The sequence below is a fragment of the Bacillus sp. V26 genome (genome assembly GCF_034296245.1).
Classification (GTDB): domain Bacteria; phylum Bacillota; class Bacilli; order Bacillales; family Bacillaceae; genus Bacillus; species Bacillus halotolerans.
The window spans coordinates 822855-836609 of the sequence record NZ_JAXKQF010000001.1 but is presented as its reverse complement, the minus strand read 5'-3'; the positions used below and the strand labels follow the sequence as shown (position 1 = coordinate 836609).

The window sequence follows — 13755 nt, the reverse complement described above, 5'->3', positions numbered from 1 at the left end:
TTTAGGCCCGTAATTGCTTCTCACTTGCCGGTATATAAGCCTTGGAAAATGACACTTCTATATCTGCTGGCTTTAAGCGTTTAAAAAGCGATCCCTTCAGCAGTTCATCGGTTCCTTTCGTTTCCACCATTACAACCGGAAAGCTGCAGCGGGCTGCAAGTTCCAATGGATTGATACAGCCATCTAAAGAAAGAATCATGCTTTGGCCTTTTTCTAATTGGGTCAAAATATCTTCATATACCATTTCTGAACCGCTCTCTCGAATGACATTCATCCGTTCAAGCCATTGCCCGATAATCGGTAAACGAAACACTTTGGGATTTGCGATAAATCCGGCTGGTTCTTCAATATACCCGGCAATCAAAGCAAGTTCAGGCAATCCTAAACGAGAATGCACATACAAAACAGGACCGCTCGGTATCGGCTCTGGCTGATGAATGGTGATTACAGATCCTGAAATGCCGATACAGCCTTCCAAAAACGCCTTTGGCTGCTCGTAAACGAGCGTCATCTGTTTTTTGTATGACAGACGCGGATCCAGCATTCTTTGATTAAACAATTGTTTTATATTTTTTAACAGCATATACACAATGTAAATCACTAGACAGCTGTAGCGAATCAATTAAAATCCTCCCGCTTCAGATGATACATTCTTTTTTTCATACACTAAAAATTCATAGTCATACGGATTTTTTTCGTCCTTAGTCCCTTGCTCAGAAGAAACAAGTTTCCATTTGCTCTCATCAAATTCAGGAAAGTAGCGGTCTCCATCAAACTGGTGGTGTATTTTTGTCATATACAGCCTGTCCGCATAAGGGAACAGCGCCGTGTAAAGCTGTGCGCCTCCGATCACGAAGCATTCCTCAGTATCTGAGGCAATCTGGAGCACATCCTCTATTGAACTGACGACGGTACAACCGGGAAATTCTGAATCGTGTGCAGATGTCACAACAATATTTTTCCGATTCGGAAGCGGACGTCCAATTGATTCATATGTTTTTCGCCCCATGATGATTGAATGTCCTGAGGTTATTTTTTTAAAGTATGCAAGGTCATTCGGCAAATGCCACGGCAAATCATTGTCCTTTCCGATAAGCCGGTTGGCATCCATCGCGAAAATGAATGAAATCATACGCTGACCGCTCCTTTAATATGCGGATGCGGATTGTAATCTTCAATGATAAAGTCATCAAACGTAAAGCCGAAAATCGAATCAACCTCTCTGGCAAAACGAAGCTTCGGCAGCGGGCGGACATCTCTGGTCAGCTGCAAGTTAACCTGTTCAATGTGATTTTGATAAATATGAACATCGCCGAATGTATGAATAAACTCGCCCGGCTCAAGCCCTGTTACATGCGCGATCATCATCGTAAGCAGCGCATAAGAAGCTATATTAAACGGCACACCGAGGAAAACATCGGCTGAGCGCTGATAAAGCTGGCAGGACAGCTTGCCGTCAGATACATAAAATTGAAACAGACAGTGGCACGGAGGCAAGGCCATTTTATCGATTTCACCAACATTCCATGCACTGACGATTAAACGTCTTGAGTTCGGATTTGTTTTAATATCTTCCACAAGACGTGAAATTTGATCAATGGTTTCTCCGTCAGCTCCCCGCCATGAGCGCCATTGTGAACCATATACAGGTCCGAGTTCACCGTTTTCATCAGCCCACTCATTCCAAATACGCACTCCGTTTTCCTGCAGATAGCGTACATTGGTATCACCCTTTAAAAACCAAAGCAGCTCGTGCGCAATTGATTTAAAGTGAAGTTTTTTTGTGGTCAGCATCGGGAAGCCTTCCTGTAAATTAAATCTCATTTGATAGCCGAAGGTGCTGATTGTTCCGGTTCCTGTACGGTCACCCTTTTTTTCACCATGATCTAAAACATGTCGGCATAAATCTTTATATTGTTTCATTTTATTCATCCTTTAAAAAGTAGTCTTATAGTAGTGTAACACAATAAAAAATCATTTCTGAACCCAGAAATGATTTTTTTATAAGTCAGCTGACAACAGGCTTTTCGTCCTGTTCTTTTTCTTCATCTTGCAGATCCTGATGCGTATGGGCAATTCTGCTCGCTGCTGCGGCTGCAAGTGCTGCCACAATATCATCCAAAAACGTATGGATGCCGTCAGGGCTTTCATCGAGCTCCTTAATAATTCCGATCTTCTCTTTATCCAAATAACCAAAGTTGGTCAAGCCGATCGAACCGTACACATTAACGATTGAAAGAGGGATAATTTCATCTATGCCGTACAGCGGTTCATCTGTTTCAACAAGATGCTGCAGCGGTTCAGGAAGAAGTTTCTGCTCTGCAAGCTGATCAAGCGCCAGCCCGGTTAAAACAGCATGGATAATTTCACGCTTGTTCAGTACTTTTTCTACATTCTCCATACATACACTAAGCGGGAGATTTGGATTGTATTTTTCCTGAAGTTTTTGAACAATACGCGCAATATCTTCTATCATAACGCCCCGTTTGTTCAGCATATCTTTTGTTATATCGACCATTTCATTCATTGTGTACTTTTTCATATCTAATGGCATCTCCTTTAGGCACTCATCCAGTTGGGAGGTGTGTTGCGGTCCCAATAAATGCTCCCAAGCTCATGGTGTGATTGAAATCCATCTTCTGCTGTATGATAATGAAAATTAAACCAGTAGCCGTCATGCGGAGGGTGATCTCTGCGCACATGGAACCTAAGGAGGTCTTCTCCGGTTGTCCGATTAAAAACGTGAAAGATTTTCTCCGTTTTCCCCGCTGAAGGCTTGCTTGAAATCACAACATCTTGATACGCTTCGTCATCTTGTAATGTCGCTAAAAAGTCACATATGACGTTTTCGATTTTCGGCAGAATCTCTTTCCGATAGTCATCTTCAATGACCGGAGCAATTTTGCTGCCAAATTTCAAAAAAGACTGATTTTCAGCGCTGTCAAGGAGCTGTTCCTTGTACGATTGAAAAAGTAATTCGGGGTCTCGCCTGTCTTCCGATTCATAATCATCGTACAAATCATGCTCATCATAAAAAGCGGTGTAATCATTCTGCTCAAGACTGCTCAGCTGTCCTGAAGGCTTGTCTGCCATGAGAGCAGCCGGAGGAGATACGAGCCCGAACGTTACGATGGTAAATAAAACCACAAGGGTCTTTCTCATCCACAATTTCATGACTGCTTATTCCTCTCTATTTTGTTGTCATGTTTCTCTTATTTTATCATAGGTCGAACTTACAAGTCATGTACTATATGAAGCTCTAAGTCAATTTAGGAGATTTGTTGCTTTGCTGCGTGTGTAAAAACGCTTACAATATAATATGAAAGGAGGCCTTCCGCATGATTGACGCTTTATTTGCAACGGTTTCACTTTTAACATTATTATACTTTGTCGTCATGGAAGTCACCGATTAGAAACAAGCCCGTGAGGTTCTTCACGGGCTTGTTTCGCTTGCGATTTGAATAACACCGTAGTGAAAAAGCGCTGTTTTTCTTTTCAATACGTTAAAACCAAGTTGGTCAAAGCGCGGGCTTTTCCAATGGTCTTTGAGTACCACGCTTTTTCTGGCTGCCCGCACCGCTTCTTTGATGCAGCCGTCAGCCAATGCAGAATCCTCAGCCAGCTCTCGTAATGGCGCGATGCCATCAGACGACTCTACAGGCTCATGAAACATCGGATCAAAATAAATGACATCTACTGATTTGTCAGGCAGCTGCTTTAGATAGTCAAAGCAATCCGCATGATTCACTTGTATTCTTCTCATGGCAGCTTGAAGCTGTTCTATACCGGTTTCCCACGAATGGAGCCCCGTATTCACCAGAACGGACACAAGCTTGTTTTTTTCCAGCCCGATCACCGACCCTGTTTCGCCAACGGCCATACTTGCGATAATTGCGTCGGAAGCCAGACCGAGCGTGCAATCCAAAAAAGAATCTCCGGCCGTTAAGCCGGTTGCCCGAAGCATTGGCTCTTGCTCGCCGCGCATAAACCGTTTAGCTCTGAACATCGCTGTATTCGGATGAAAAAAGAATTTACCGCCTTGTTTTGTATAAAGTTCGAACCGCTCTTTTCCAATCACGAGCAAATCACGCTCAGCTGACTTCAGCATATTTTCAACCGTTTGTTTATTTCGGTCGCAATATCGTATACCCAGCTCTTCCGAAAGCATTTTTGCGATCTTTATCGTGTGGTCAGACGGTCTATAGCTTGTTGTAATCATGATCTATACTCCAAAAGAAAATGCCCGGAAAACGGGCATTTAGCAGTGTGCATCAAAGGCGTCAGTTAAGTTTTTCATGATTTCTTCCATTTCGTGCCCTTCAATCTCATGACGCGGAATAAAATGCACGACTTCTTTGCCTTTCAAAAGAGCCATTGACGGCGAAGAAGGCTCCTGGCCTGTAAAATACTCCCGCATTTTTGCAGTGGCTTCTTTATCTTGGCCCGCAAATACTGTCACCGTATTGTCAGGTGTTTTGTCGTTCTGCAGGACTGCCTGAGTTGCCGCAGGACGCGCAAGACCAGCTGCACAACCGCAAACAGAGTTAACGACTACGAGAGTTGTGCCCTCTGCCTTTTCCATAAAATTCTCCACTTCTTCTGCCGTTGTTAATTCTTCAAAACCGGCCCCAGTCAGCTCGCGACGCATCGGAACGACAAGCTGGCGCATATATTCTTCATAAGCCATTGACATAAAAAAAGCCCCCTCTATTATCCTTCATCTGAAGTAAAGGATACTATAGAGAGCGCCGGATTTCAAATGTTCACGTCTTAAATCAAAAGAATGTGATCCTTGTGTCTAGATTTTCATGATACCGCCCGTATTGGCACTTGTCACAAGTTTAGAATAACGGGCTAAATAGCCGGTTTTCACTTTTGGCTCAAAGCCTTTCCAATTTGCTTTCCGTTTTTCCCATTCTTCTTCAGGCACTTGAACGTCCAGGATGCGTTTTTCAATATCAACGATGATATGATCACCGTTTTCAACAAAGGCAAGCGGTCCGCCTTCTGCTGCCTCTGGTGATACGTGTCCGATTGAAAGGCCTCGGGATGCTCCGGAAAAACGTCCGTCTGTAATCAGCGCTACTTTCGGACCAAGCCCCATTCCGACAATCTGTGATGTAGGTGCAAGCATTTCAGGCATACCCGGCCCGCCCTTTGGCCCTTCGTAACGAATGATGACGACATCGCCTTCTTTTACTTTCCGGTTGATAATGCCGTCTAGCGCCTCATCCTGAGAGTCGAATACGACAGCCGGCCCTTCGTGTCTCGTAATTCCGTTCTGTACGCCGCCGGTTTTGATGATAGCGCCGTCCGGAGCCAGATTTCCGAATAATACGGCAAGGCCGCCCTTTTCAGTGAATGGCTGATCTAACGGATGAATCACGTTATAATCCTTCACTTCATGTCCGGCAATGGTTTCTCCAAGCGTCTCACCTGTAACTGTCAGCGCGTCCAAATGAAGTGCTCCTTCTTTTTTGGAAAGCTCATTCAATGCTGCAGACACACCGCCCGCTTCATGAAGATCTTCAATAAATACATCAGATGCAGGCGCCAGCTTAGCCAAATGCGGCACGCGCTCTGCGACTTCATTGATGCGTTCTAAAGAGTATTCAACGCCAGCTTCATTTGCAAGGGCAAGCGTATGAAGTACAGTATTTGTTGAACCGCCGAGCGCCATATCAAGCGCAAACGCGTTATCAATCGCTTTTACTGTAACGATATCTCTCGGTTTGATGTCTTTGCGAATGGTTTCCATTAATTGCGCAGCTGATTTTCTGACAAACTCTTTTCGTTCCGGTGATGTCGCGAGAATGGTTCCATTACCAGGCAAAGCCAATCCAAGCGCCTCTGACAGACAGTTCATTGAGTTTGCTGTAAACATTCCCGAGCAAGATCCGCATGTCGGGCAGCCGAACTGTTCTAATTCTTGAAGTTCGCTTTCGCCGATTTTTCCAGCTTGATAAGCACCGACTCCCTCAAATACTGAAGAAAGAGAGATTTTGCGGCCGTCGCTTGTTCTTCCTGCCGCCATCGGTCCTCCGCTGACAAAAATGGTCGGAATGTTGATGCGCATAGCCGCCATAAGCATTCCCGGCGTGATTTTATCACAGTTCGGAATACAGACCATTCCGTCAAACCAGTGCGCTGATACGACAGTTTCCACTGAGTCCGCGATGATCTCACGGCTCGGGAGCGAATATCTCATTCCGATATGCCCCATCGCAATTCCGTCATCTACACCGATTGTATTAAATTCAAACGGTACGCCTCCGGCTTCTCTGATTGCTTCTTTTACGATTTTTCCAAACTCCTGCAAGTGAACATGACCGGGAACGATATCAATATATGAGTTACAAACCGCAATAAACGGTTTGCCAAAATCCTCTTCTTTTACACCTGCTGCGCGAAGCAAACTGCGGTGCGGTGCTCTATCGATTCCTTGTGTGATCATGTTACTGCGTAATTCTGCCATGGTGATCCTCCTAAATAGTCTCAATTGTTAGATTGAATTTTATTTTAACAATTTTCAGTTTATTTGTGGGGCGTTTTTGCTAAATCGCATAATTTCAGGCCGCCCTTTCCTCGGTTGTTTGATTCATGTTTTTATATTTATATAGCTTTCTGTCGATGTGAACCCTCCAACTATTAATATTGTTACTTACTATATATAGTTTTTGATTATTTTTCAACAATATTCGAAATAATTTTTATAAAAAGTGAATTCAAACAAAAAAGGTGCATGATCTGCACCTTCATCTTCTTTTTTATTCGCCTTTTTTTCTGCTCTCTGTCATTTGTTTCCAGACTGAACCTTTTGCCTCTTCCCCATGCTCGATTCGTTCCAGCGCCATTTTCACTTGAAGGCTGACTTCGAATTCCGGATCATCTTCAGCAGCCCGCAAAGCTTCTATTGCACTTTCATCACCGACTTCGTATAGGAACATAGCGGCGCGCCAGCGGACCAGCTTGCTTGAGTCGCTTAACGATTTTATCATCGCAGGGATGGCTTGAGGGTCGCCGATATCAGACAGGCAGTCTCCAGCCGTCCTTCTCACCGATACAGACTTATCCTCAAGCGCCTTATACAATAGAGGAAGAACACCAGGTGATTCAATCATTCCCAAATACACAACAGCCTGTCTTCTAATGGACACCTTTGGATCATCCAATGCTTTTTGCAAAACGGGGATGTCCTCTTCTTTCGGATCCATCTGCTCCAAGTGTGCGTATCGCTGCTTCCAGTCCTCATCATCCAGCATGTCAAGCGTTACTTTATAGGTTTTGCGCTGTGCCGTTTGTTTCGTTTCGCCTTTACCTTGGGCCGCTGCTTCCGTTAGCCGTTTCAGCCTTTCATCACTGTAAGCGGCCTGAAGCTCTTCTGTCACGTCATGGCCGATTTCAGTAAAATCGCCGAATCTGACGCCTTGTTCTTTCCAAGCTCGTTCAAACACAACATTTGACGCTTCAGATCTGAGTTTTAAGATCGCCTGCTGAAAACGGTCAGGAAGCCCGAACCGCTCTTCACGCTCACCATCTGTCAATTTGACTTGCATAGGAATTTCGCTGAACATCTGCACAAAAACTTTCACTTCTCCAAATGACTCCTGATCCGAGCGGTTTTTTGCACTCTCAGCGCTCTCCATTCCAAATGCCGTCCGGACTTGCGGTAAAATGTCTTTCCAGTCATATCTGGCGTTCCGTTCAACCGCAAGAAAGTCGGCAACGTGATATACCCCTTTAACTCCTTCAATATTTAGGATTTCCACGACAACAGGCGGGGCGCCTTCTGCCTGATCCGGTTTATAATTATTGCTTTTGCCCGCCGGAAGCTCTTCCGTTAAGATGACCTTCATTGTATTCGGGCTTGGCGTCGGTTCAATTGATTTTATCTTCATGATTGTCCTCCTATAGCCTATCTGTGACTTATTCTAACATAGTCGCCCCGCGCCTTCTATTACGATGTTTCAATATCAATTCCGGGAATTTCTTTTTCTAATTGACTGACAAAATGAAGCATAAATTTATGCCTCTCGTCAGCCATTTCTCTTGCGGTATCTGTATTCATCATATCTTTTAGGAGCAGCAGCTTGCTGAAAAAGTGGGCATAGGCACTCTTATCATTTCCATATAGGCTATGTCCCTTTGCTCCCGCAAACATAAACGTCCGTGCTATACCAACTGCGCCGATTGCATCCAGCCTGTCAGCATCCTGTACGATTTTCCCCTCAAGTGAAAGCGGTTCTTTTCCGAGCTTTTCCCTGTCCCGAAAGGACATTCTTGTAATAATGTGAATAATTCTTTCAGCCTCATCTTTTCCGGCTCCTAAAGAAACCAGCCGTTCGTCCACCTCACTGACTGAAAGCCTGATTGCGTCAGGCAGCTTCACATCAATCAAATCATGAACCAAGGCTGCCGCTTCAACGACGAACAAATCCGCATTTTCCTTTTTTCCAATATATAAAGCAAGCTCTGCAACTCTTGACACATGGAGCCAATCATGACCCGTGCTTTCCCCGCTCAGAACAGATTTGACCCATGTCCTGATTTGCTCTGTCTGCATCAGTTTTCGATCCCGCACCAAAACACCCTCTTTATTGTCCTAATAACTTCGCAATAACGTCTTCCAGTTCTTTCGGATTTGTGTTTGGTGAATAGCGTCCGGCTATTTCTCCGTTTCTGTCCACTACAAATTTAGTGAAATTCCATTTGATTGCCTTTGTTCCAAGCATACCTTTCGCATTGTCTGTCAAATACGCAAAAAGCGGGTGGGCATTTTTTCCATTCACCTCGACTTTTGAAAACATGGGAAACGTCACACCGTAATTTGTTTCGCAAAATTCCTGTATGCCTTCCTCGTCGTCAGGCTCCTGATTCATAAATTGATTGCAGGGAAACCCTAAAATCTCCAGGCCCTCCGGCTGGTATGTATCATACAACTCCTGAAGCTGCTTAAATTGAGGAGTAAAACCGCATTTACTGGCTGTGTTAACAATCAACAACACCTTTCCGGCAAATGGCTGAAGTGTCATGTCTTTGCCTGTAATGGTGCGGACCCTCATATTGTATATAGACATTGAAATTCCCTCCTAATGAACCTGAGTGCTGTGATTATTTTACCTTTTTTCCTGTTTCAAAACAAAACGGAAGCTCTAGGTTTATCAATTGTACAGACATCGTGTTTAACGGATGTTCTTCCCTCATCGGATCATTTGTTTATGAACAGAAACATCTCTTGAGAAGGAGCTATTATTCTATTTATTGCATGACACCTGGAAAACTCATTACAGTGAAACCAAAAGTCATATGTTTGCGTTTATTATATAGTATTTTCTGCTGTTCCCCTTCAAACCCTTATAGATAGATTGAAAATTGGCGGGAAAATTCCTATAATGAAGAAAATTAACGGGGAAATGATGGAGGTGGCACGTTGCCTATTAATATACCTACACACCTGCCGGCAAAACAGGTGCTTGAGAGTGAACATATCTTTGTAATGGATGAAAGCAGAGCATTTCATCAGGATATCCGGCCGCAGAAAATTATTATTTTAAATTTAATGCCGAAAAAAATCCAAACGGAAACTCAGCTGCTCAGACTGCTTGGGAATTCGCCTTTGCAGGTTCATTTTACATTTTTAATCCCAAGCACTCATACACCGAAAAATACAGCAAGGGAACACCTTGATGAGTTTTATACGACATTCTCCAATATCCGTCATAAGAAATTTGACGGCATGATCATCACCGGTGCGCCGATCGAGCATTTGGCGTTTGAAGATGTTTCTTATTGGGAAGAGCTCAAAGAGATTATGGAATGGAGCAAAACGAATGTCACGTCAACCTTGCATATTTGCTGGGGTGCTCAGGCAGGTTTGTATTATCATTACGGCGTGGAAAAAACTGAAATGCCGAAAAAAATCTTTGGTGTGTTTGAACATACTGTTCTTTCCAAGCACGAAAGATTGGTAAGAGGTTTTGACGAGCTATACTACGTGCCGCATTCCCGGCATACAGATATAAATATGGAACAACTGCAAGCAGTGCCCGAGTTAAACATTCTTACTGCATCAAAGGAAGCTGGGGTTTGCTTAATTGTATCAAAAGACGAAAAACAAGTCTTTTTAACAGGACACCCTGAATATGATACAAATACGCTGCTTCAAGAGTATGAAAGAGATCTGGAACGAAACCTTTCGACTGTCGAGGCGCCGAAACATTATTTCGCAGAAGACAGCAAAGAACCTGTCAATCGCTGGAAAGCACATGCGACATTATTGTTTATGAACTGGCTTAATTATTATGTTTACCAAGAAACTCCTTATGAATGGGACTAATTTTTCTTTTTAAAGTGATACGCTGAGCAAAAAATATGATAAAATACATCTGATTCAGTATGCGTATAACAAAAATTAAAAATACTGGAATCCGAATCTTTTAAAATTAGCTTAATTTTTTCACTGCATTAATAATTCGATTATGTATTTGTGTTATGTTTATGTATAGACAATAACTCCTTACGATGCATGAAGCTTGCTTGTTGTTGATTACATTGAGGTGAATTTACTTGAATACCAATAAAAGAGTATTAATTTTGACTGCAAATTACGGAAATGGACATGTACAGGTAGCCAAAACGCTTTATGAACAATGTGTACGTCTCGGCTTTCAGCATGTAACAGTTTCTAATTTGTATCAAGAGTCAAATCCGATTGTTTCAGAGGTAACTCAGTACCTTTATTTAAAAAGCTTCTCAATCGGAAAACAGTTTTATCGTTTGTTTTATTACGGAGTTGACAAAATCTATAATAAACGTAAATTTAATATTTACTTTAAAATGGGAAATAAACGATTGGGCGAACTTGTCGATGAACATCAGCCCGACATCATTATTAATACATTTCCGATGATCGTCGTACCCGAATACAGACGGAGAACAGGAAGAGTTATTCCTACCTTCAACGTCATGACTGATTTTTGTCTTCATAAAATTTGGGTTCACGAAAATGTGGATAAATATTATGTGGCGACAGATTATGTGAAGGAAAAACTGATTGAGATCGGGACCCATCCCAGCAACGTGAAAATTACGGGAATTCCGATCAGGCCTCAATTTGAAGAATCGCTGCCGGTTGAGCCGATTTATAAAAAGTACGATCTTTCGCCTGATAAAAAAGTGCTGCTCATCATGGCTGGCGCACACGGTGTATTAAAGAATGTAAAAGAGCTGTGCGAAAACCTTGTTATGGATGATCAGGTGCAAGTGGTGGTCGTATGCGGAAAAAATACGGCTTTAAAAGAATCCTTGAGCATACTTGAAGCAGAAAACAGCGATAACTTAAAGGTTCTCGGCTATGTAGAGCGAATTGACGAGCTCTTCCGGGTCACAGATTGCATGATTACAAAACCAGGCGGCATTACTTTGACAGAAGCCACTGCTATCGGCGTGCCTGTCATTCTGTACAAACCAGTACCCGGACAAGAAAAAGAAAACGCAAATTTCTTTGAGGACCGCGGAGCTGCCATTGTCGTGAACCGGCATGAAGAGATTCTCGAGTCTGTCACTTCCCTTCTTTCAGATGAAGATACCTTACAGCGAATGAAGAAAAACATTAAGAGTCTTCATTTGGCACACTCCTCTGAAGTGATTTTGGAGGATATTTTGAAGGAATCAGAAATGATGACGACCAAACAAAAAGCCAAGGCGCTTTCTTAACTGATGTTCTTGCAGGAGCACACGAAAAATCGTGTGCTCTTTTTTATTCGCATTCATCTTTTCGTAAAAGCGGTTACATTTTTTTGAGAAACTTGCCCTTTTTTTGAAAAATAAGCAGTTTCGCAACTTGACGCGTGCTGCCAGATGGTGTATAGTTGAACCATCATTTAACAACAAAACGAAGTTAAATGATACAAAATTTTTTTTAGCACATGGGTGCTACAGTACTAGGAGGAATTAAGCAATATGCAAAACGGTAAAGTAAAATGGTTCAACAACGAAAAAGGATTCGGCTTCATTGAAGTTGAAGGCGGAGACGATGTATTTGTTCACTTCACAGCTATCGAAGGAGAAGGATACAAATCATTAGAAGAAGGACAAGAAGTTTCTTTTGAAATTGTCGAAGGTAATCGTGGACCTCAAGCTTCTAATGTTGTAAAACTCTAAACTCAATATAAGTTGACAAATAGAGGAGAGGCAAATGCCTCTCCTATTTGATTTTCATCTGAATTTCGATCGCTAAAATGTTTTGTTTGCACCTCTGCTCAATCTCTTCAATATGCTTTTCCATTGACGGCTTTCCTTTTTTCGCAATATCCGCAAGTTCTTCTAAATCATTGTATATTTCTATAAATGTTTTGTGAAGGATCGATTTTAAGTCTTTATCATCCATAGCTGTGCTCCCCTTCTCTACCAAGATACCTCAAATAGTAAAACAGACCTACTCATTCAGGTTCAATAGTTATATCGGCTTATTTTTTATTTTATTTTCTATTTTGGCACATAAATTTTAAAAAACTCTGCAAAATAGTTGCGGAGGTGTTTTTTTGTGAAATCAGAATTTCATGAAGAGGAGCAGACTGGATTTACCGATAAACGGCAGCTGGAGCTAGCGGTGGAAACAGCGCAGAAAACGACCGGCGCCGCCACAAGAGGCCGAAGCTCAACATTACTCAATTCCGCATACCAAGCCATCGAGGACGCCAGAGAGCTTTCACTGTCTCAAGAACTGGCAGCTCTTGATGATCCTGAATTTGTACAGCAGCAACAGCAGCTGTTAGATGCCTGCCAGCATCAGCTGGATGAATTTAAAAAATAAAACCGCAGAAGCTGCGGTTTTATTTTTTAGTGCTTGGTTAAGACATCTCCATATGATTTAAGCTTTTCCCCCACTGTACATTTATTGATACAAAATGAATGTGCATATGTTTTGCCAAATTCCTTGCGAAACTGCTTCTTAATAAAACAGTCTTTGCAATATTCATCTTGCAGTTCTGTCAGTTCCTTATATATAGCTTTCTTATCCAATATTGTCATCTCCGTTACAGTCTAATTTCATGTGGCTTTCTATGAATTGATGAGATAGGATTTTTTTTGCGAGGCCATCAGCTTCCTGATTTTCTTTTCGCTGTATCGTTTCGTATGTCGGACTCAGCTTTAATGACTCAAGAAGCGCTTCTATTTTATCCAGCCATTCATTATGGGAGGGATCATAGCAAGGCCAGCTGCCGTCAAGCTGGTTCAGCACAACAAGAGAGTCCCCTCTGATCGTGATTGAATTTCTGCTAGCTCCGAGCTCTCTTACTTCTCTTATCGCTTCATAAAGAGCGGCATATTCAGCTTCGTTATTGGTTTTCAGACGGAAGCTTTTATTTTTTCTTAAGCGATGGCGCGTCCTTCCCAATGTATAATAAATGACGATTCCGAGCCCGGCCAGCTGGCTTTCCTTATCGAAACTGCCGTCAAAATAAACGGTAATGTCATCAGGTTCATGCGCAAGCTCCTCAGTCAGCTTTTCTAATTCCTTCAGCGTCCAGACGCCGCCCTTCTCATCTTCGAATTCAAATTCCTTCATATAAGGAAAACGACCGAGTTCCCTCGCGAGCATACGCGCTTCCTGAACAGTCAGCCAGTTTTCGCCCAAAAACGAGACAGGCCCCGTCCCTTTTGCTTCTATTTTCATGTGCGGTCTGAGATTCAATATAATCACCTTACCATTCATTAGTTGCCGGGCTTGTGCTATAATCAAACCATTCTTAA

General features: G+C 42.7%; 18 protein-coding genes and 1 pseudogene. 5 read left to right on the top strand and 14 right to left on the bottom strand.

From position 1 onward, the window contains the following. Position 1: 1 nt before the first annotated feature. The 11 genes from UJ203_RS04635 to UJ203_RS04585 form a co-directional block, all read right to left on the bottom strand. On the bottom strand, positions 2 to 622 hold the full coding sequence (locus UJ203_RS04635) for a 1-acyl-sn-glycerol-3-phosphate acyltransferase (RefSeq protein WP_248339005.1): 621 nt from the start codon (positions 620 to 622) through the stop codon (positions 2 to 4). Beyond that, positions 623 to 1132 (bottom strand): dihydrofolate reductase DfrA, encoded by a 510-nt coding sequence (gene dfrA, locus UJ203_RS04630; protein WP_024121790.1) that lies wholly within the window; start codon positions 1130 to 1132, stop codon positions 623 to 625. Further along, positions 1129 to 1923, bottom strand: coding sequence for a thymidylate synthase (locus UJ203_RS04625; RefSeq protein WP_101864404.1), 795 nt, complete (start codon positions 1921 to 1923; stop codon positions 1129 to 1131). Before UJ203_RS04625 ends, dfrA begins: the two co-directional genes overlap by 4 nt. An 85-nt stretch (positions 1924 to 2008) precedes the next feature. After that, positions 2009 to 2542, bottom strand: coding sequence for a phosphatidylglycerophosphatase A (locus UJ203_RS04620; protein WP_003230797.1), 534 nt, complete (start codon positions 2540 to 2542; stop codon positions 2009 to 2011). A gap of 17 nt (positions 2543 to 2559) precedes the next feature. Beyond that, a complete protein-coding gene (locus tag UJ203_RS04615) occupies positions 2560 to 3174 on the bottom strand; it encodes a YpjP family protein (protein ID WP_322008710.1) in 615 nt (204 codons plus the stop codon). Positions 3175 to 3433: 259 nt separating this feature from the next. Next, on the bottom strand, positions 3434 to 4219 hold the full coding sequence (locus UJ203_RS04610) for a class I SAM-dependent methyltransferase (protein WP_322008708.1): 786 nt from the start codon (positions 4217 to 4219) through the stop codon (positions 3434 to 3436). Positions 4220 to 4258: 39 nt separating this feature from the next. Beyond that, the gene (gene brxA / locus UJ203_RS04605; RefSeq protein ID WP_024121794.1) at positions 4259 to 4693 is read right to left on the bottom strand and encodes a bacilliredoxin BrxA; all 435 of its coding nucleotides are present in this window, start codon (positions 4691 to 4693) and stop codon (positions 4259 to 4261) included. A gap of 105 nt (positions 4694 to 4798) precedes the next feature. Continuing rightward, positions 4799 to 6475 carry a dihydroxy-acid dehydratase gene (gene ilvD, locus UJ203_RS04600; RefSeq protein WP_024121795.1) on the bottom strand — a complete coding sequence of 559 codons (1677 nt, stop codon included), beginning with the start codon at positions 6473 to 6475 and terminating at the stop codon, positions 4799 to 4801. Positions 6476 to 6767: 292 nt separating this feature from the next. After that, positions 6768 to 7898 carry a conserved virulence factor C family protein gene (locus UJ203_RS04595; RefSeq protein WP_322008704.1) on the bottom strand — a complete coding sequence of 377 codons (1131 nt, stop codon included), beginning with the start codon at positions 7896 to 7898 and terminating at the stop codon, positions 6768 to 6770. A gap of 59 nt (positions 7899 to 7957) precedes the next feature. Beyond that, positions 7958 to 8563, bottom strand: a complete 606-nt coding sequence (locus UJ203_RS04590) for an HD domain-containing protein (RefSeq protein ID WP_105991776.1) — start codon at positions 8561 to 8563, stop codon at positions 7958 to 7960. Positions 8564 to 8594: 31 nt separating this feature from the next. After that, entirely contained in the window at positions 8595 to 9077 is a 483-nt protein-coding gene (locus UJ203_RS04585; protein ID WP_024121798.1) for a glutathione peroxidase, read from the bottom strand. Between the two features lie 353 nt (positions 9078 to 9430). Here UJ203_RS04585 and metA point away from each other — a divergent pair, with 353 nt between their 5' ends. The 4 genes and pseudogenes from metA to cspD all read left to right on the top strand — a co-directional run bounded on the left by metA (position 9431) and on the right by cspD (position 12162). Beyond that, positions 9431 to 10336, top strand: coding sequence for a homoserine O-acetyltransferase MetA (gene metA / locus UJ203_RS04580; RefSeq protein WP_024121799.1), 906 nt, complete (start codon positions 9431 to 9433; stop codon positions 10334 to 10336). A 230-nt stretch (positions 10337 to 10566) separates the two neighbouring features. Further along, positions 10567 to 11715 (top strand): diglucosyl diacylglycerol synthase, encoded by a 1149-nt coding sequence (locus UJ203_RS04575; protein ID WP_024121800.1) that lies wholly within the window; start codon positions 10567 to 10569, stop codon positions 11713 to 11715. A 103-nt stretch (positions 11716 to 11818) separates the two neighbouring features. After that, positions 11819 to 11946 (top strand): annotated as a pseudogene (locus tag UJ203_RS04570) (hypothetical protein). A gap of 15 nt (positions 11947 to 11961) precedes the next feature. After that, entirely contained in the window at positions 11962 to 12162 is a 201-nt protein-coding gene (gene cspD, locus UJ203_RS04565; RefSeq protein ID WP_003153604.1) for a cold-shock protein CspD, read from the top strand. 43 nt (positions 12163 to 12205) lie between these two features. On the opposite strand, the gene degR is transcribed toward cspD, so the two are convergent. Beyond that, the gene (gene degR, locus UJ203_RS04560; RefSeq protein WP_010334663.1) at positions 12206 to 12388 is read right to left on the bottom strand and encodes a transcriptional regulator DegR; all 183 of its coding nucleotides are present in this window, start codon (positions 12386 to 12388) and stop codon (positions 12206 to 12208) included. Between the two features lie 156 nt (positions 12389 to 12544). Between degR and UJ203_RS04555 the strand changes: the two genes are divergently transcribed. Next, positions 12545 to 12814: a DUF2564 family protein gene (locus UJ203_RS04555; RefSeq protein ID WP_322008700.1), complete on the top strand. Its 270-nt coding sequence runs from the start codon at positions 12545 to 12547 to the stop codon at positions 12812 to 12814. A 26-nt stretch (positions 12815 to 12840) separates the two neighbouring features. Here UJ203_RS04555 and UJ203_RS04550 read toward each other — a convergent pair whose 3' ends face one another. Both UJ203_RS04550 and UJ203_RS04545 read right to left on the bottom strand, forming a co-directional pair. After that, complete coding sequence (locus tag UJ203_RS04550) at positions 12841 to 13023, bottom strand: zinc-finger domain-containing protein (protein WP_024121802.1); 183 nt, start codon at positions 13021 to 13023, stop codon at positions 12841 to 12843. Then, on the bottom strand, positions 13016 to 13696 hold the full coding sequence (locus UJ203_RS04545; RefSeq protein WP_322008699.1) for a ribonuclease H family protein: 681 nt from the start codon (positions 13694 to 13696) through the stop codon (positions 13016 to 13018). Before UJ203_RS04545 ends, UJ203_RS04550 begins: the two co-directional genes overlap by 8 nt. Between the last annotated feature and the right edge of the window lie 59 nt (positions 13697 to 13755).

Coding starts and splice junctions, on each gene's coding strand:
- UJ203_RS04615 (WP_322008710.1), bottom strand. CDS start 3,174: ATGAAATTGTGGATGAGAAAGACCCTTGTGGTTTTATTTACCATCGTA.
- cspD (WP_003153604.1), top strand. CDS start 11,962: ATGCAAAACGGTAAAGTAAAATGGTTCAACAACGAAAAAGGATTCGGC.
- dfrA (WP_024121790.1), bottom strand. CDS start 1,132: ATGATTTCATTCATTTTCGCGATGGATGCCAACCGGCTTATCGGAAAG.
- degR (WP_010334663.1), bottom strand. CDS start 12,388: ATGGATGATAAAGACTTAAAATCGATCCTTCACAAAACATTTATAGAA.
- ilvD (WP_024121795.1), bottom strand. CDS start 6,475: ATGGCAGAATTACGCAGTAACATGATCACACAAGGAATCGATAGAGCA.
- UJ203_RS04585 (WP_024121798.1), bottom strand. CDS start 9,077: ATGTCTATATACAATATGAGGGTCCGCACCATTACAGGCAAAGACATG.
- UJ203_RS04620 (WP_003230797.1), bottom strand. CDS start 2,542: ATGAAAAAGTACACAATGAATGAAATGGTCGATATAACAAAAGATATG.
- UJ203_RS04590 (WP_105991776.1), bottom strand. CDS start 8,563: ATGCAGACAGAGCAAATCAGGACATGGGTCAAATCTGTTCTGAGCGGG.
- brxA (WP_024121794.1), bottom strand. CDS start 4,693: ATGTCAATGGCTTATGAAGAATATATGCGCCAGCTTGTCGTTCCGATG.
- UJ203_RS04610 (WP_322008708.1), bottom strand. CDS start 4,219: ATGATTACAACAAGCTATAGACCGTCTGACCACACGATAAAGATCGCA.
- UJ203_RS04595 (WP_322008704.1), bottom strand. CDS start 7,898: ATGAAGATAAAATCAATTGAACCGACGCCAAGCCCGAATACAATGAAG.
- UJ203_RS04625 (WP_101864404.1), bottom strand. CDS start 1,923: ATGAAACAATATAAAGATTTATGCCGACATGTTTTAGATCATGGTGAA.